At 34.4% G+C, this 17,754-nt stretch carries 12 protein-coding genes; 5 read left to right on the top strand and 7 right to left on the bottom strand.

Features of this window, described 5'->3' with window-relative positions; all coding sequences use genetic code 11:
* Positions 1-5 precede the first annotated feature (5 nt).
* The 7 genes from pgtP to FA045_RS13755 all read right to left on the bottom strand — a co-directional run bounded on the left by pgtP (position 6) and on the right by FA045_RS13755 (position 11,665).
* Entirely contained in the window at positions 6-1,367 is a 1,362-nt protein-coding gene (gene pgtP / locus FA045_RS13785) for a phosphoglycerate transporter protein PgtP (protein ID WP_136877665.1), read from the bottom strand.
* Positions 1,368-1,409: 42 nt separating this feature from the next.
* Positions 1,410-2,315 carry a glycerophosphodiester phosphodiesterase family protein gene (locus FA045_RS13780; protein ID WP_136877664.1) on the bottom strand — a complete coding sequence of 302 codons (906 nt, stop codon included), beginning with the start codon at positions 2,313-2,315 and terminating at the stop codon, positions 1,410-1,412.
* A gap of 1 nt (position 2,316) precedes the next feature.
* On the bottom strand, positions 2,317-3,720 hold the full coding sequence (locus tag FA045_RS13775) for a calcineurin-like phosphoesterase C-terminal domain-containing protein (protein ID WP_136877663.1): 1,404 nt from the start codon (positions 3,718-3,720) through the stop codon (positions 2,317-2,319).
* Positions 3,721-3,910: 190 nt separating this feature from the next.
* Entirely contained in the window at positions 3,911-5,446 is a 1,536-nt protein-coding gene (locus FA045_RS13770) for a DUF5689 domain-containing protein (RefSeq protein WP_136877662.1), read from the bottom strand.
* 45 nt (positions 5,447-5,491) lie between these two features.
* Positions 5,492-7,099, bottom strand: coding sequence for a SusD/RagB family nutrient-binding outer membrane lipoprotein (locus FA045_RS13765; RefSeq protein ID WP_317130576.1), 1,608 nt, complete (start codon positions 7,097-7,099; stop codon positions 5,492-5,494).
* 9 nt (positions 7,100-7,108) lie between these two features.
* The gene (locus tag FA045_RS13760) at positions 7,109-10,432 is read right to left on the bottom strand and encodes a SusC/RagA family TonB-linked outer membrane protein (protein WP_136877661.1); all 3,324 of its coding nucleotides are present in this window, start codon (positions 10,430-10,432) and stop codon (positions 7,109-7,111) included.
* Positions 10,433-10,900: 468 nt separating this feature from the next.
* Complete coding sequence (locus FA045_RS13755) at positions 10,901-11,665, bottom strand: DeoR/GlpR family DNA-binding transcription regulator (protein WP_136877753.1); 765 nt, start codon at positions 11,663-11,665, stop codon at positions 10,901-10,903.
* Between the two features lie 152 nt (positions 11,666-11,817).
* Between FA045_RS13755 and FA045_RS13750 the strand changes: the two genes are divergently transcribed.
* From FA045_RS13750 to bioD, 5 genes are all read left to right on the top strand, one after another.
* Positions 11,818-13,410: a glycerol-3-phosphate dehydrogenase/oxidase gene (locus tag FA045_RS13750; protein ID WP_136877660.1), complete on the top strand. Its 1,593-nt coding sequence runs from the start codon at positions 11,818-11,820 to the stop codon at positions 13,408-13,410.
* Between the two features lie 21 nt (positions 13,411-13,431).
* Positions 13,432-14,922, top strand: coding sequence for a glycerol kinase GlpK (gene glpK, locus FA045_RS13745; protein ID WP_136877659.1), 1,491 nt, complete (start codon positions 13,432-13,434; stop codon positions 14,920-14,922).
* A gap of 84 nt (positions 14,923-15,006) precedes the next feature.
* The gene (locus FA045_RS13740) at positions 15,007-15,747 is read left to right on the top strand and encodes an MIP/aquaporin family protein (protein WP_136877658.1); all 741 of its coding nucleotides are present in this window, start codon (positions 15,007-15,009) and stop codon (positions 15,745-15,747) included.
* Between the two features lie 161 nt (positions 15,748-15,908).
* Positions 15,909-17,033, top strand: a complete 1,125-nt coding sequence (locus FA045_RS13735) for an aminotransferase class I/II-fold pyridoxal phosphate-dependent enzyme (RefSeq protein WP_136877657.1) — start codon at positions 15,909-15,911, stop codon at positions 17,031-17,033.
* Positions 17,034-17,645 carry a dethiobiotin synthase gene (bioD, locus tag FA045_RS13730; protein ID WP_136877656.1) on the top strand — a complete coding sequence of 204 codons (612 nt, stop codon included), beginning with the start codon at positions 17,034-17,036 and terminating at the stop codon, positions 17,643-17,645. It abuts the gene before it with no gap.
* Positions 17,646-17,754: the final 109 nt, after the last annotated feature.

The following is a 17,754-nucleotide window of genomic DNA, read 5'->3' as shown; positions in this document are numbered from 1 at the left end:
ATAAATTAATGAGACAATGGTGTTAAATTCCCTAAGTTTTTCTTTTCTCTATTCCACGTAAATGAGGTGAAGAATATGGCTAGCAAACAAGATGCAGCTATAACTACAAAACTAGCATCCCAACCTTGTTTATCTACTAACCTACCTAAAGCAGCATTCGCCAATAAATCGCCAATAAAATAACCAAACAAACCTGTTAAGCCAGCAGCCGTACCAGCAGCTTTTTTAGGAACTAAATCTATTGCTTGCACCCCAATTAACATTACTGGACCGTAGATAAAAAACCCAATTCCCCATAAAGATAAATTAATGAGTAAATGATTAGTTGCAGGCGTTAACCAATAACAAATTACAGCAATCATTGTCATTGCCATATAAATAATGGTAACTGGAGCTCTTCTGCCTTTAAAAACTTTATCACTAATAAAACCACAAAGAATGGTACCTGGTATAGCAGCAAGTTCATAACCACCAGATGCCCAAGCTGCTTCGGCTTTAGTATAAGTTTTTACTTCTTGCAAAAATGTGGGCGCCCAATTGATAATTCCATTTCTAACCAAGTAAACAAATGCATTTGCCACAGCTATAAACCATAACAATCTGTTATTTAAAACATATTGCAAAAATATCTCTTTGGCTGAAAATTCCTTTTCTTGTGTTGCGGCATCGTAACTCTTTGGATAATCATTATTATAAACGTCAATAGGCGGCAAACCAACAGATTGTGGTGTATCTCTTGTTAGTATAAAAGCTATAATAGCGAATAAAATAGCTACAAACCCCGGAAAATATAACATACCTTGATAACCAGCAAAAAGCTCGAAACCTAGTACTGTTAATGGACCAACTAAAAAGCCGCCTAAATTGTGTGCTAAATTCCAAAAAGACATTGTTCTTCCTCTTTCCCTGATCGAATACCAATGCGCTACAACTCTTCCGCTAGCAGGCCATCCCATACCTTGAAACCATCCGTTGATAAATAGAAGAACAAACATGATTGCAATTGATGATGTTGCAAATGGTACAACACCCATAAAAATCATGGTAAATGATGATAAAATTAAGCCTATTGATAGAAAGTAACGAGCATCACTCCGATCTGAAATATTGCCCATCAAAAATTTACTAAAACCATAAGCGATAGAAAGCGCTGAAGCAGCTAAACCTAACTCTCCTTTACTAAAACCTAATTTTTGCAATTCTGGTACAGCAAATGAAAAGTTTTTACGCACAAAGTAATATGCTGCATAACCCAAAAAAATACCTACAAAAACTTTTAAACGTTCTTTGCTATAGATTGATTTAACTTTATCTTCTGATAATAAGGGTTTATGTGCGGCAGGAGGTGGAAAAAGTCTAAAACTCATTTATAATTTGGTTCGGTATAGGTTTAGTGTATGATGTTTTGTTTAAAATAAATTTGGATAATCAGTTATGATACCATCAACTTTTAAAGCTCTTAAGTTGTTGATTTCTTCTTTCGTATTTACAGTCCATGGAATAACTTTAATGCCGTTTGCATGTGCTTTTTGCACTAAGCTTGCATCAACCATGTTATAATTCGGACTTAATATAAAAGGTTTATAACCTAAATCGGCCATATTCTCTTCGTAAGTTTTTTTGTTAGATACCAAGAAAGATGTTTTTACACCAGGATATTTTTTATTGATAATTTGAATAGTTCTTTTATCGAAAGATTGGATGACAACATAAGGAGTAATTTTTTTCTGCTCAATTACATCCATTAATAATTTTACGAAAACTTCTGGTGTTGGATTTACTACATTATCGCCAGCTGCATCACACTTAGTTTCAATATTATAAAATAACTGTTTTTTGTTTTTTTGTTTGATGTCTTTCTGAACCGTATCAATTAAATCTGCCAACAATGGAATATAAGTTTTGATTTTTTTCTGCTGAGGAAAGCCTTTATTGATTTTTGTACCAATATCAAAAGTTTTCAGTTGCTCGTAATCCATCTGAAAAATAGCGTACTTTTTACTGTCGGATGCAGGAATTTCTTTTCCATCGGCAGTAAGCATAAAACCCGGACTTAAATAATCGTCATGCGTTACCACAACTTTGCCATCTTTGGTTATATGTGTATCCATTTCTAAAGTGGTAATAGCAGGGTAATTCATCGCATCTTGCATGGCGATGATGGTATTTTCTGGCATTAAACCTCTTCCACCCCTGTGTGCTTCTGCGCTAAATGCTGGAAATTCTACATCCATTTTATTTTGTTTATAAGCTGATTGACTGCAAGCGGCTAATAAAGCTACACTAAAAATACTTAAAACGATATTTGATTTCATACTATAATTCTGCAATAAATTTTTCGCCAAAACGATCGGTTGCCACTACTTTTACTTTTTTAACTGATGGTTCAAAATGAGCGATAAATAAATGATCCGTCATTCGTGGTTCTGGAAAAGTTCTGCCCAATGGCAATTTATCTCCTTTGTACAATTTAACAGCAAGTGGATCAAAACCTTTTTGCTGGAGCATTTCTCCCATTGGTTTACCATCTAAAAAATATTCAACTTTCCAATTTGGATCATAATTCCAAACGTTAGCCAATAACCTTTTCTGATTGGTTAATTCATCAACATAAAGTCTAATTTGTTCTTTTTTATCAAATCCTGTAGGCTGATAATACCATTTCAATTCTGTTCCATTAACTTCGTATACGCCATAACCACTTGGCGTTCCATCTTCGCAAACAGGGCCAGTCCACCAAGCACCGCAAACCGTACCATGGTTATGTTCAAATACACCATTGGTAATCGTGTTTTGGTTATAATGCGTATGGCCAGACATGATGTGAACATTTAAGAAACCTTCTACAACCTTAAAAAAATCTGCTTTATTTTTTACGCCGCTATTTATTGGAATATGCAGTGAAATGATTACTAAAGCATCTTTAGCTATAAATTGTAAATCTTTAGCCATCCAATCTAATTGTGCCTGACTAACAAAACCATCGTAATTGCGTTCGGTTCCTAAATACCTTACATCATCTAAAACAATATAATGTGCCTTGCCTCTGTTAAATGAATAATAAGTTGGACCGTAATTTTCTTGAAAAGTTTTATCAGAGGTTTCATCTCCGCCCATGCGATAATCCATATCGTGGTTACCTAAAGCTTGAAAAAATGGAATACCCATTTCAGCAACTGCTTTATTGTAATCGGCAAATAATTCGTGGTTATCCCAAACAATATCGCCCACACAAATACCATGAACAGGAGTTTTACCCATAGATTTGATGATTTTCTTGGTATCAGGAACCGAATAAGTCATCATTTTTTCTACGTCTTTTTTATTTTTAACCTGCGGATCGGCCCAAATAATGAAATTGTGTTTATCATCATTTCTACTTAATGCTTTAAGCTCGAAGTTTAATTTTGAGGTTGCTAGTAATTTTTCATAATAATTTGCGATGTAACTTTCTGTTTTAAACTCGTAACCTGATGGTGTACTTAACCAAACAAACTTTGCTAAAGGATTTACATCGATTGTATAATTTCCATCTGCATCCGTTCTAACTACATTAAAACCATCAGATACCACAACATTTGCAATGCCCTTTCCTCTGCTAGTTATTTGACCTGATATTTTGTTATCTAAATCGAAAATCGAAGAAGAATGCGCTTTTAAGCTAACGAATAAAGTAGTAGCTAATAATCCAGATTTTTGTATAAATGATCTTCTGTTCATTTTATTAATCATTCTATATTTAAATAGCAAAGGATAGCGCAATTACTATCCTTTACTAAAATGTTTGTTGTTAATTCAATTAATTTTTAATACCGTTACACATGCTGCATTTTGCAAATCAGTAGCATTAGTAATTGTTGAAATTGTTATATCAATACACATTACATTAACAAATAAGTATTCAATGTACTTAATTAATAACTTTAGTTACATCACTTTTACCTTCAATATCAGCCAATGTTTTAGGTGTTAATACTGGTTTGTCAACTCGTAAAGAACCTACCCATTTTTTTGTAGTAGCATCATATACTCCTCCCAAATAACTAAAACTATTTACACCAGGATTAGCCCCCACTTTGGTTGTATTAGTACCCTGCATATAAAAGGGCTGAAAAGTAGCTCCATTATTTCTTTTATATCGATCGTTATCGCATATAGCATAACCAACACCACTTCCAAATAAGCTACCACCACCAGCAAAGAATACAACATCAGATGGAACAGTATTCAGATTAACTGTTGTAGTTGCAAAAACTGCAATTCCACCAGCGTTACCAGTATTAGCTAATAAATTCGTTGTTTTAGTTCCAATACCATCATCTCCATCTATGTTAGAGTATTGTTTACTCACTACCCAATTAGCATTGCTAATATCAGTTGAGCCATTGCCATTAATTAACTTATTACCCCCAACATAAAAGAAAGTGCCTTTTGCAACAGTTCCCCTTGTAATATTAAATTTATAGGTTCTTAAATCGCCAGTAGCCCAACCCTTAGTAGGAAAACCAGTTGGAGTAGAAGCTCCGGCATTATTTGTTGTGAATACACTAAAATTCTTTTGTCTAAAATCAAGATCTTGCGTAGCCATTAATTGTATATACTCATTATTTGCATCAGTACTTGAAGGGTCAGCAAAAAAACCAGTAATAATTACAGGATTTGGCCCTAAAGGAATACTTGCATCAACAGTAAGGCTAGTTGGTGTAAAATCTGACTTTACACGAGGATAAATTTGTTGCAAACCTGTTGAATTAGGAATAATTAGACCCTTAATAATAGCAGAATAGGGTAAAAATTCATTTTTAAAACTTGCATTGCTACTCACATTCATCTGAAGGTCACCAGAGCCTTCATTAAATGTTTTTATTCCTTCTAAAGTTTCGACACCTATATTTGGTTCAAAATTACAATTATAGATGATTGCTAAACAACTTTCGTAGCGTTCTGGAGATAATTTAAGATTTGAAGTTGATACTTGTGTTACTCTTAAATTTACTCCTGTTGCTTTTCTCTCAACCTTTGCTTCTGTTAACCCAGTAATTTGTAAAATACCGTTAACCCGTTTAAGTGTACCACCCTCTATATTCACATGAACAGAATCACCAGGAATGTAATTAGCTGCTGCTACACCTATATTAATTGCTATACCTCTCAAAGAATCAACACCACCGCCTAAATTTTTTGCATTCTGAACAAAAAGTAAACCTTGTGGTAAATTACCTCCAGAATGATCTGAAATAACTTGACCTTTAATATATACTGCTTCACGAGTAGCTGCTTTTGTTAGGAGAACTTCATTTCCTGTATATACTCTTCTTAAATCTAAATTTGCGATAAAGGAACTTGCAGTACCTTCAACAATATTAATATTAGTGTCTCTTTTACAAGCAGTAAAAAGTGCGATAAATACCGCAATTAGTGCTATATAATTTTTAAGATTTTTCATAACCATTTTATTTTTCGTTATTTTTTGGTCTTACTTTGTAAATATCTATGGTTTTTGCCACCAAACTAGCGTATTAATATCATCAGCGCCTTGTGTTGCTACTGCATCTTTATAATTCGTAGGGTTGGTCGATTGTGTAACGGTTGGATAAAATAGCCTAGCAGGCATTCTCCCTCCGTTTACTAAACCAGGTCCTTTTGGTAATTGAGGGTGTCCTGTACGTCTATATTCAAACCATTGTTGAAAATCTATCAAAAACATACTGTAGTATTTTTGTAGGTGTATCATTTCCATTTTACTATTATTGCCATATGTGGCATTATCTAAAGGCAAAGCTGGGTTCCATGCCAAGTTGTTGTTTGCTAAGTAAGTAACAAAGTTAGGTTGAGTTAGACTTGTTATTAAATTAGGTCTCCAATAGTTAATAGCATCTGCAATACCTTTATGATAAAAGTCACCTGCATTACCGTTTATCCAACCTTTTGCTGCTGCCTCTGCTTTAATAAAACTAAGCTCTGCTACATTCATAATAATACCTGTATAAGCATCTCTTTGTAAATTAAAAGAGTTTTTTCTAGCTGAAGTACCTGTGCCGTCTACATCTGCATCAGAGTTAAAATGTGCCAATAATGTAGTTATCGAACCTGATGTATAACCACTAGGTATACCTTCAACTCCATCAATGCTCCACCGAGATGTATATGATGGTGCATCCATATTAGTAACACAGGGATGCTGCCAAGTAACTAATCTACCTAAAAAGAAATCGCATAACGCTACCAGCCTAAAATCTGATGGACGTATGCTAGACATGAATGGTGAAGTATATAATGCTGCAGCTGCATTTGAACCAGTCCATAATATCCTACCATTGTCTCCATTAGGATTGGTAGCACTTGCATCATTATTTTGCATAACAGGATAATTCAGCGGATTAGTATCGATGATTTCCTTCATTTTTGCTGCAGCCATGGCTGATACTTCTGCCTTGCCCGAAATACGTAACAATAACCTTAAATACAAAGAGTTACCTAGTTTACGCCATTTAGCAATATCGCCTTTATAGACAGGATCGCTTTGTGGTGAAATGGCTGTACCTGTTTTAAGCAGTTCGTTAGCTTCTTCCAATTTTTTAAACAAATCCAAATAAATATCTTTTTGTCTATCAAATTTGGGTTGTAAATTATTTCTACCGTCATTGGCTTCAGTGTAAGGAATGTCGCCGTAAGTATCGGTTAATAAAGAATACACCCATGATTGCACAATAAGTGATATCCCTTGATAAGATTTATTTAAGCTTTCTGGCTTACCGGCAATAGTATATATATCCTTAATGTCTGTTAAACTTACGTACCAATTATTCCATGTATTATCAGCTTGTGTACGCCTAATATCGTACCTAAAAACCTTACCCTCAGCATCGCTCATCTCAACAGTAACCTGCATCAACTCATTATTAAAATTACGATTGCGTAGCATATTGGTTCTCATAATATTTACCAATGTAGGTGCCAAAAGCTGCTCAGGTGCTACCGTTGTTTTACCCAGAGGGTCGGTATTTACCTCATTAAAATCTTTAGTACAAGAGAAAGTCGATAAACTTAAAGTTGCTAAAAGTATATATATAATATTTTTTCTATTCTTTTCCATCATTTATAAATATTAAATGCCAATAACTAAACGTAAACCAAAGCTTCTGGTTGAAGGCAATTGGCCAACTTCAAAACCTTGCTGAATATCTGAGCCAGATAAAGTTCCAAACTCTGGGTCAAAAGCTGGCCAAGGCGACCATATAAATAAGTTACGACCGTATGCACTAAGTGTCATTTTACTGAAACCAATTCCTTGTAAAAACTTTTTACTAAAAGTATAAGTAAAGTTAGCTTCTCTAAACTTCAAATAATCTGTACTATAAACACTACCCTCCGCTTGGTTGTAACCAATAACTTCATAGTAATTTTGTACATCGGTAGCTGTTACATCGTTTACACGATAGGTACCCAAATAATTACCAGATGCATCTTTGTTTTCTACCACCCCTTTGCCAATAATACCATTGTATCTACCAGGCAATGTAAGTGTTGATTTACCAAACCTAACTAATTGGGCAATTGTCATAGAGTGTCCTACTGCACCTAATTGCGCATCAAATAACGCATTTATACTAACTTTTTTATAAGTAAAACCTGTACCAAAACTATATCTAAACAAAGGCATGGTGTTGCCTAAAAATCTAATGTTATCATCAACTCTTGGTGCTCCAGAAGTTTCATCAAATACAATTTGTCCATCTGGCGAACGTAAAAAACCATTTCCATATAAATCTCCCATACTGCCACCCACATTTGCTACAATTTGCCCTCCATTACCAAAACCACCAGTACGCAATACTACAGCACTATCAGCTAGCTCCTTTATTTTGTTACGGTTGGCAGTAAACGTACCATTTACAGTCCATGTAAAGTTATTTGATTTTATTGGTGTTGCATTCAATGCAATTTCAATTCCTTTATTATCTACACGTCCTACGTTAAATACACCTACATTATATCCAGTAGACTTATCAATTACGCGATTTAAGATTTGATTTTTTGTATTTCCAGAATAAACTGCAAAATCTAAATTTAAGCGATTTTTAAACATTTTTAAGTCCAAACCTAACTCTACCGTAGTGGTAATTAATGGTTTTAAATTAGGGTTAGGTAAAATGCTTGGGTTTGTCATTACATTACCAGGATAAACACCATTTGCTGCAATAATGTAGTTGTACTCTGTACGGTAAGGCACAGTACTACCACTACCAACCTGTGCTATTGAAGCTCTAAATTTAGCAAAGTTTACTGCCGTTGGCATTTTCCAAAAATCTGATGCTACAAAAGCTAAACTTGCTGAAGGATAGAAAAAGCCAACATTATCAGTTCTTAATAAAGTTGCTAAGGTACTGTTCCAATCTTGACGAGCTGTTAAATCTAAATATAAATAGTTTTTATATGAGAGAGATGTTGAAGCATAAAAACTATTAATTCTATAACGAGCGGTATCTGGTACGTACACCAAAGGATTTCTATTGTTATCCAATCTAAATATATTAGGAACAACTAAACCATCAGCACGTGTTTCTAATCTATTATATTCGTTACGCATTTGGCTACCACCAAGGTTTGCCGTAACTTGAAAATCTCTACCAATTTTTTTGTCATATTTTAACATGAAATCAGCATTGATTTCATAAGAGCGTACATTGTTAACACGATAAGCTCCTTGCGCCCATCCAGTTCCGTTAGCATCAAAAGGACGACTCGTTTCTCGTACATCTTTATTTAAATCGCCAGAAGCACGCACCATCAAACTTAAATCATTAGTAAACTTATAAGTAGCTTGTATATTACCCAAAAATCCATTTCTACGTTGTGCATTCAAATACTGTTCAGAAATAGCATAAGGTCCTTCTGGAAATGTTGTTGTTAGATTTGAAAATTGTTCGTATGTTTTGCCAGGAGCCCAATAATCTCTATACCAATCGGTATTTATGTTTGGTTGAGAAAAAGCAAACCAGTACATGAGAGATTGGTTACCGAAACCTGTTGTTGGCAAGTTATCACTATGTCTGTTACTATATTGTAATTTTAAATTAATACTTAGTTTTTTAGTGATATTGGTATTCGCATTAAATGCAACAGAGGTACGTTCCAATCCAGTATTTGGCACAATCCATTCGTTTTTACCATGACTAGCAGATAAACGCATACCCACCCCTTTTAAATTACCATCTAAAGTAAGCGAATTTGTTTGCTCAAAACCTGTAACAAAAAAAGCATCAATAGGATCTTCATAACCAACAAATGGCGTACGTGTTGTACCAAGCGCCTTAGTAGCAGGATCATATTGAAAAAATTGTAAACCTGCACGCAAAGACGGACCATATGCCGCACTAACTGATCCTACACCCCATTGGTAGAAATTAGTTCCATCATTACCTTGACCATATTCTGTTTGTCTTTCAGGTTTTCGGTTAACTTCATCCCAAACACTATTAGAGGTAAATGTTATACCTAATGTTTTAGAATTTTTACTTGCCGATTTAGTTGTAATAACTACAGCACCATTTGCACCACGTTGCCCATACAAAGCTGAAGCTGCCGGACCTTTTAGCACAGTTACACTTTCAATATCTTCTGAATTTAAGTCATTTAGTCCACTTCCAAAATCTACAGGCATAATATCGCCACCTGTACCGTAAGCGCCACCACCAGTAGCAGCAGTTCTTCTAGAACTACTTGAAGCTATCACTCCATCAATAACAATTAGTGCCTCATTATCTCCTGTTAGGTTATTCTCTCCACGTAAAATAATTTTATTAGAGCCTGCCGGACCACTATTACGAACTAAATTTAAACCTGCAACTTTACCAGACAAAGCATCAGTCCAGTTACTAGAAATAGCATTAGTAATCTTGGTACTGTCTAAAGTTGTAGTTGCATAACCCAAAGCACGTTCAGAACGTTTAATACCTAAGGCAGTGGTAATTACAACCTCATTTAACTGACTAGATGATTCTTTAATACGAATAACAACACTAGATTGTGCATCGCTAAATGTTCTAGAAACAGTGGTGTAACCAATCATCGAAAAACTCAATGAAGTTCCTTTTGGCACGTTGACACTAAAGTCTCCGTTTTCATTAGTTACACCAACAACCTTTCTACTATTATCTACAATAGTGATCCCTGGAATACCCTGACTATCACGATCATCTAAAACTTTACCTTTAACTGTAATGTTTTGAACAGCCGTTTGCTGCGCAAAAATTAATTGAGTAGAAGTTGTTAAAATTAAAGTAGTAATAAGCAAAAATTTAAAGCTAAATAAATAGCCATAAATCAGGTTATACTTACTAAGCTTCTGAAATTGCTTTTCCGTGTCTTCACTTTCACTTAGCAAGTGATGCCAAAGCAATGCAACATGTTGAGTAAATGTTTTGTTCATAATTAATTGATATATCCGGTTAGTTTATTGCAAATAATATAGTTTGCTACCGTTGCCGCAAAAGTAAGCAGGTAAGGTTAAGTTAATATTAACTACTCGTTAATAGTTACAAACTTTTATATTCCGATTTATTTAACTTTATGTTATTAAATATTTCGATATAAAAATATAAAAACAAATTGAAACTACTAATTAATTTTGAATATTGGGCTTAAACTTATTGCTATTAAGTAAAAACCACAATTTTAGCACAGATACGGCAAACGCTCAATTAACATTAGTACGAGCAGTTATTACCCACAGAACTTCAATTTCTGTTAATAGAAAGTTAACATGCAACAATTCTATTACAAAATAACTTTAGTTTTCGAAATGAAATTAGATGGAAGAGATATTTAAAAAGAAGCATTGCAGTTAATCTATCATGATTAACGCTTAACTGAGTAAAAATTAAGATTTAGTGTAAAACTATACAATAGTTACCGTTACACCCAAGCCCTCAAGGTGATTAACTATTTGTTGAGAGATGCCTTTATCAGTTATAATATGATCTATATCTTCTAAACCACATATTTTACCGAAGCCTCTTTTACCAAATTTTGTTGAGTCTGCAAGTACAACAGTTTTTTGAGAAACACCAATCATTTTGCGATTTAAATGAGCTTCCATCGCATTTGTTGTTGTTAAGCCATAGTCTAAATCAATTCCATCTACCCCTAAAAACAAAGTATTGAAATAAAAATCTTGCAAAACCTGCTCTGCATAAACACCCATTACAGATGAAGAACTTTTACGCAATATACCACCCAATTGTATTACCTCTATACCTGGCTCTCTAAGTAGCTCTAAAGCAATATTTAAGGCCGATGTAACCACAGTTAAATTTAAACCAGAAGGTATGTTTTTTACGAAATATAATAAAGTGGTACCTGAAGCCACTACAACAGAATCATTCTCTTTTAAAAGTTTTGTAGCAGCAAGTCCAATCTTGTTTTTTTCTATAGACTGCAATTTTTCTTTCTCGTTTACAGGCCTATCAACCGTATATGGATTATTAACTGTAGCTCCACCATGTGTTCTGAAAAGTAAGTTCTTATCTTCTAATAACTTCAAGTCTTTTCTAATGGTTACAGAAGAAACTTTAAGTTCTTTACACAATTCAACAACGTTGATATACTGATCTTTTTGAATTCTGTTCAGTATAAACTGGTGCCTTTCAGCTAAGTTCATTATCATATTTGGATTATTCTTTTGCAAAATAATAAATTATACTTTCAATTAATTGATTTTTGTAAAATTAAAATCTTTTTAATCCTTCATATTTTATATTTCGAAATGATTACTTATACTTGCTTATTGTTTCGTTTTATTATTTTTAACATTTGATGCGTAGAATTCATAATTATCGTTTAGCAGATCAACAAACATGGGATGTAATTATTATTGGTGGTGGTGCTACCGGTTTAGGAACAGCCCTAGATGCTGCAAGTAGAGGTTTAAAAACATTACTTGTAGAACAATCTGATTTTGCAAAAGGCACTTCGAGCAGAAGTACCAAATTGGTGCATGGAGGCGTACGTTATTTGGCACAGGGTGATATTGGATTAGTAAAAAGTGCACTTCGAGAAAGAGGATTATTAGAACAAAATGCATCACATCTTGTAAATAAGGAAGAATTTATCATTCCATGTTATGATTGGTTTTCTGTTGTAAAATACTTAACGGGATTAACCATGTACGACTGGTTGGCCGGAAAATATAGTTTCGGTAAATCTAAATACCTATCAAAAAAAGAAACGCTGCAATTAATGCCTGGCATTAAAGAAAAAGGCTTAAAAGGTGCTATACGCTATTTTGACGGTAAATTTGATGATGCTCGTTTGGCCATAAACATTGCTCAAACCGCTACAGAACAAGGCGCTACACTAATTAATTACATGCGGGTAATTAACTTAATAAAAGATGGCGAACAAGTTGTAGGTATTGAAGCAGAAGATGCATTAACCTTAGAAAGATTTAGGTTAAAAGGTAAAGTAGTTATTAATGCTACAGGCGTTTTTGTAGATGAAATATTAAAAATGAATAACCCTGCTGCAAAAAAAATGGTTCGCCCAAGTCAGGGTGTACACATCGTTTTAGATAAAAGCTTTTTAAACACCAATTCAGCATTGATGATACCAAAAACTGCTGATGGAAGAGTTTTATTCGCTGTGCCTTGGCATGATCATTTGTTGGTTGGCACAACAGACACTCCTTTAAATGAACATAGTTTAGAACCAAGAGCATTAAAAGAAGAAACCGAGTTTATTTTAGCAACTGCAGCATCTTATTTTACCAGAAAACCTACAGAAAACGATATTTTAAGCGTATTTTCTGGATTAAGACCTTTAGCTGCTCCAACTGATTCTAATGGTAGTAGCACCAAAGAAATCAGTAGAGATCATAAGTTAATTGTTTCGGCAAAAGGGCTAATTACCATTACAGGTGGTAAGTGGACAACTTACCGTAAAATGGCTGAAGAAACAATCGATTTAGCGATTAAACATAGTGGTTTACCTTTTCAGCCATGCGTTACAAAAGATTTAAAAATCCACGGATGTGCAAAAAGCGAAGGTGAAAACTATATGAATATTTATGGTACAGACAGCGTATTAATTAAGGAACTTTGCAAATTACAACCAGGACTAAATAAAAAATTGCATCCTAATTTTCCTTACACAGAAGCAGAAGTTGTTTGGGCAATTAGAAATGAAATGGCAGAAACTGTAGAAGATGTTTTAAGCAGACGCTTAAGAGTTTTATTTATTGATGCTGCTGCAGCAATTGAAATGAGTGAAAAGGTAGCTTATTTGTTGGCTACAGAGTTAGGAGCAGATAAAACTTGGGAAGAGAATCAAGTTAAAATATTTAATACATTAGCTTCTGGCTATGTTTATCACCAAAAGAAAAAGCAAGAAGAACCTTTTTTAGTAAGCTAAACTACCAACCAAATATAAAATATGAGCAAATATATTCTTTCTCTCGATCAGGGAACCACAAGTTCGCGAGCCATTATCTTTAACCATAACGGTGAAATTGTTGCTATTGCACAAAAAGAATTTACTCAAATTTATCCAAATGCTGGGTGGGTTGAACATGATCCAATGGAAATTTGGTCAACTCAGTTATCTGTTGCAGCAGAAGTTATTGTTAAAGCCAGACTATCTGCTTCAGATATCAATTCTATAGGCATTACCAACCAGAGAGAGACTACTGTTGTTTGGGATAGAGAAACTGGAAAACCTATTTACAATGCCATAGTATGGCAAGATAGAAGAACATCAGATTACTGCGATAGCATTAGAAAGCAAGGTTTATCAGAAAAAATACAAGAAAAAACAGGGTTGATTATCGACTCTTATTTCTCAGCCACTAAAGCCAAATGGATTTTAGAAAATGTAGATGGTGCAAAAGAAAAAGCCGAACAAGGAAAATTGGCATTTGGCACAATTGATACGTGGCTAATCTGGAATTTAACTGGCAGAAAAACGCATGTTACAGATGTGACTAATGCTTCAAGAACAATGTTATACAACATTCATGAATTAGCTTGGGATGATGAATTATTGGCATTATTTGGCATTCCTAAATCAATGCTACCCGAAGTAAAATCATCAAGTGAAGTTTATGGCGAAACTGCTGGCAGTATCTTAGCTGCTAAATTACCAATAGCAGGTATTGCTGGCGATCAGCAATCTGCCCTATTCGGACAAATGTGTACCGAAATAGGCATGGTAAAAAACACTTATGGTACTGGTTGTTTTATGTTGATGAACATCGGCAAAACACCAAAAATATCTGCAAATAACTTATTAACAACTATAGCATGGCAAATTAACGGTGAGGTAAATTATGCTTTAGAAGGAAGTATTTTTATTGGTGGTGCAGTTGTTCAGTGGCTTAGAGATGAGCTAGGCATGATTTCTCGCTCTGCGGATGTAGAAACTTTAGCTTCGCAAGTTAAAGATACTGATGGTGTGTACATTGTACCTGCATTTGCAGGTTTAGGTGCTCCACATTGGGATCAACATGCTCGTGGTACGATAACTGGACTAACTAGAGGAACAAACAAATCGCACATTGCTAGAGCTGCTTTAGAAAGTATTGCTTACCAAACTATGGATGTTTTAAAAGCGATGGAAGCTGATGCTGGTGTAGCTATTACCGAATTAAGGGTTGATGGTGGCGCTACAGCCAACAATTTATTGATGCAATTTCAGGCAGATTTGTTAAGTTGCAAAGTAATTAGACCAGAAGTTACTGAAGTTACTGCAATTGGTGCTGCATATCTTGCTGGTTTAGCTACCGGATTTTGGGATAGTATAGAACAAATTAGAGCGCAATGGAAAATTAATAAAACCTTTGTTGCCGATGAAGGAATTGACAATAAAGAAAGAATAAAAGGCTGGAAGAGAGCTGTAAAAGCAGCAAGAGTTAATGCCGAAGATTAGTTCAGTTTTCAGTTAACAATTTTCAGTTAACAAAGTCGAAATAACTATACAATCCATCAATTTAAACGATTAACCAAATATAAAATGAATGTATATTTAGCAGAATTTATTGGCACAGCGTTAATGATTTTACTAGGAAATGGCGTGGTTGCCAATGTTGTTTTAAAAGGAACAAAAGGCAACAATAGTGGCTGGATGGTGATTACGACAGCTTGGGCATTGGCAGTTTTTATAGGTGTTGTAGTTGCTGGTCCACACAGCGGTGCACATTTAAATCCAATAGTAACCTTAGGCTTAGCTATTGGGAAAGGATTTGATTGGGCATTAATGCCTGGTTATATTGCAGCGCAAATTGCTGGCGCCATGACAGGTTCTTTTTTAGTTTGGCTAATGTACAAAGATTATTTCGATGCTACTGATGATCAAGGTTTAAAAGCAGCTCCTTTTGCTACTGCCCCAGCAATAAGAAACTACAGTTCTAATCTGCTATCAGAAATTATCGGAACATTTGTTTTAATTTTTGTGATATTTTATTTTACTGATGCAAGTATGGGAACCAAAGAAGAAACTATGCCTATCGGCTTAGGTTCTTTAGGTGCTATACCTGTAGCTTTTTTGGTTTGGGTAATTGGTTTAGGTTTAGGTGGCACAACTGGTTATGCCATAAATCCAGCCAGAGATTTAGGCCCTCGTATTATTCATTCCATCATCCCGATGAAAGGTAAAGGAAGTAGTGATTGGGCTTACGCTTGGGTTCCTATTATCGGTCCAATTATTGGCTCTGCATTAGCAGCATTTGTCTATTTGGCCTTAAACATAAAGTAGTTTCTACTTTGACAAACTTATAGCCATCTAGCCTTTAGTTTGTCAAAGTTTATTAAGAAATAATTAAAGCTTACTTTTTTCATAGTTTTTTGAGCTCAGAACCCTAAAATATTAATCACAAAGCCTCAATAATCTCAAGGCTTTCTTTATTTTTGAGCGAAATGAATGAAGCAGAAAATTTTCTCGAAAGTAAATTAAAGGAAAGAACCGCAAATGGCTTGCTCAGAAAACTAGCAAGCACTTCACTCCCATTCGATTTTTGCTCAAATGATTATTTAGGGTTTGCTAAATCCGACACACTTAAGAATTTAATTCAACATCAAAGCGCCAAAATAGCAGGTTTAAATAACGGATCAGGCGGTTCACGTTTACTAAGTGGTAACCATCCTTATACAGAACAAACCGAACAATTCATTGCCAATTTCCACCATGCACAAAGTGGATTAATTTTTAACTCTGGTTATGATGCAAATGTGGGTTTATTATCTTCTATCCCACAACGTGGAGATACCATAATTACAGATGAATTGATACACGCAAGCTTAATTGATGGCGCAAGATTAAGTTATGCAGAGCGATTTAAGTTTAAACATAACGATTTAATAGATCTAGAGCACAAGCTAAAAAACGCAAAAGGCATTAAATATGTTGTTGTAGAAAGTGTTTATTCTATGGATGGAGATCTCGCACCATTAATAGAAATTAGCAATTTATGTGAGAAATTTGGAGCAAATTTAATTGTTGATGAAGCACACGCCACAGGTATTTTTGGAGAAAATGGAAATGGATTAGTAGCTCAACTCGAACTGCAAAATAAAGTTTTCGCTCGTATTGTTACTTTCGGTAAAGCAATGGGCACACACGGTGCAATAATTTTAGGAAGTGAAACGCTGAGAAATTACCTTGTAAATTTTGCTAGGTCGTTTATTTATACAACGGCCGCTCCTCTACACAATATTGTTGCGGTAAATTGTGCTTACCAGTTATTATCAAATGGCGATTTTCATGTTCAAATTCAAGAAAAAATAAAACTTTATAATCAATTAATAACTGAAATAAATTTGCCAACCGTTAAAAGTGAAAGTGCCATTCAAACCATCTTATTTTTGGGCAACGAAAAGGCGAAAGGTGCAGCCCAACAATTACAAAAAAAAGGATTTGATGTAAAGGCTATTTTAAGTCCGACTGTTGCAGAAGGAAAAGAACGTTTGAGAATTTGTCTACACATTTACAATACCGACCAAGAAATTAAAAATTTGGTTAATGAATTAAAATCATTTCAATAAATGGCTCAACAATATTTTATAACAGGAATTGGAACTGGGATTGGGAAAACGATAACAAGTGCGGTAATCACCGAAAAACTAAAAGCTGATTACTGGAAACCTATACAATCTGGAGATTTAAACCAAAGCGATAGTTTAGCGGTTGAAAATTTAATTAGCAATCCAGAAACTAAAATTCATCCAGAATTATATCGTTTAAACCAACCTTTATCTCCTCATTTATCAGCAAAGCTGGATGGAATTGAAATTGAGCTAAAGAATTTTAAACTTCCAAAAACAGAGAATAACCTAATTGTAGAGGGTGCAGGCGGATTAATGGTACCGTTAAATAGTAAAGAACTTATTTTAGATTTAATTAAACATTTAAACATTCCGGTTATTGTTGTTTCACAAAATTATTTGGGCAGTATTAACCATACTTTATTAACCATAAATACCTTAAAACAAAACAACATTAAAATTAAAGGCATCATTTTTAATGGCGATACAAATTTAGAAAGCGAAGACTACATTCTAAAATACACTGGAATTAAGCATTTAGGCAATATTCCAATGCTTAAAAATGTAGATAAATTTAATATTATCGGTGCTGGGAAAAATCTTCATTTTTAAGAAGTCGTCTTACTCGATTGGGAATCGTAATACGATATACACTTCTATTAAGCCTTTTAAAGCATTTCATTGTGGCTAATCGTGAAAAATTTTTTAGAAACCAACAGCG

The organism is Pedobacter cryotolerans (genome assembly GCF_005116475.1).
Lineage (GTDB): Bacteria > Bacteroidota > Bacteroidia > Sphingobacteriales > Sphingobacteriaceae > Pedobacter > Pedobacter cryotolerans.
This window is presented reverse-complemented; position numbering and strand designations above follow the sequence as displayed.

What these genes read in the sequence shown, in the direction of transcription:
- pgtP (WP_136877665.1), bottom strand. Translation starts at nt 1,367, where the DNA reads ATGAGTTTTAGACTTTTTCCACCTCCTGCCGCACATAAACCCTTATTA.
- FA045_RS13780 (WP_136877664.1), bottom strand. Translation starts at nt 2,315, where the DNA reads ATGAAATCAAATATCGTTTTAAGTATTTTTAGTGTAGCTTTATTAGCC.
- FA045_RS13775 (WP_136877663.1), bottom strand. Translation starts at nt 3,720, where the DNA reads ATGAACAGAAGATCATTTATACAAAAATCTGGATTATTAGCTACTACT.
- FA045_RS13770 (WP_136877662.1), bottom strand. Translation starts at nt 5,446, where the DNA reads ATGAAAAATCTTAAAAATTATATAGCACTAATTGCGGTATTTATCGCA.
- FA045_RS13765 (WP_317130576.1), bottom strand. Translation starts at nt 7,099, where the DNA reads ATGATGGAAAAGAATAGAAAAAATATTATATATATACTTTTAGCAACT.
- FA045_RS13760 (WP_136877661.1), bottom strand. Translation starts at nt 10,432, where the DNA reads ATGAACAAAACATTTACTCAACATGTTGCATTGCTTTGGCATCACTTG.
- FA045_RS13750 (WP_136877660.1), top strand. Translation starts at nt 11,818, where the DNA reads ATGCGTAGAATTCATAATTATCGTTTAGCAGATCAACAAACATGGGAT.
- glpK (WP_136877659.1), top strand. Translation starts at nt 13,432, where the DNA reads ATGAGCAAATATATTCTTTCTCTCGATCAGGGAACCACAAGTTCGCGA.
- FA045_RS13740 (WP_136877658.1), top strand. Translation starts at nt 15,007, where the DNA reads ATGAATGTATATTTAGCAGAATTTATTGGCACAGCGTTAATGATTTTA.
- FA045_RS13735 (WP_136877657.1), top strand. Translation starts at nt 15,909, where the DNA reads ATGAATGAAGCAGAAAATTTTCTCGAAAGTAAATTAAAGGAAAGAACC.
- bioD (WP_136877656.1), top strand. Translation starts at nt 17,034, where the DNA reads ATGGCTCAACAATATTTTATAACAGGAATTGGAACTGGGATTGGGAAA.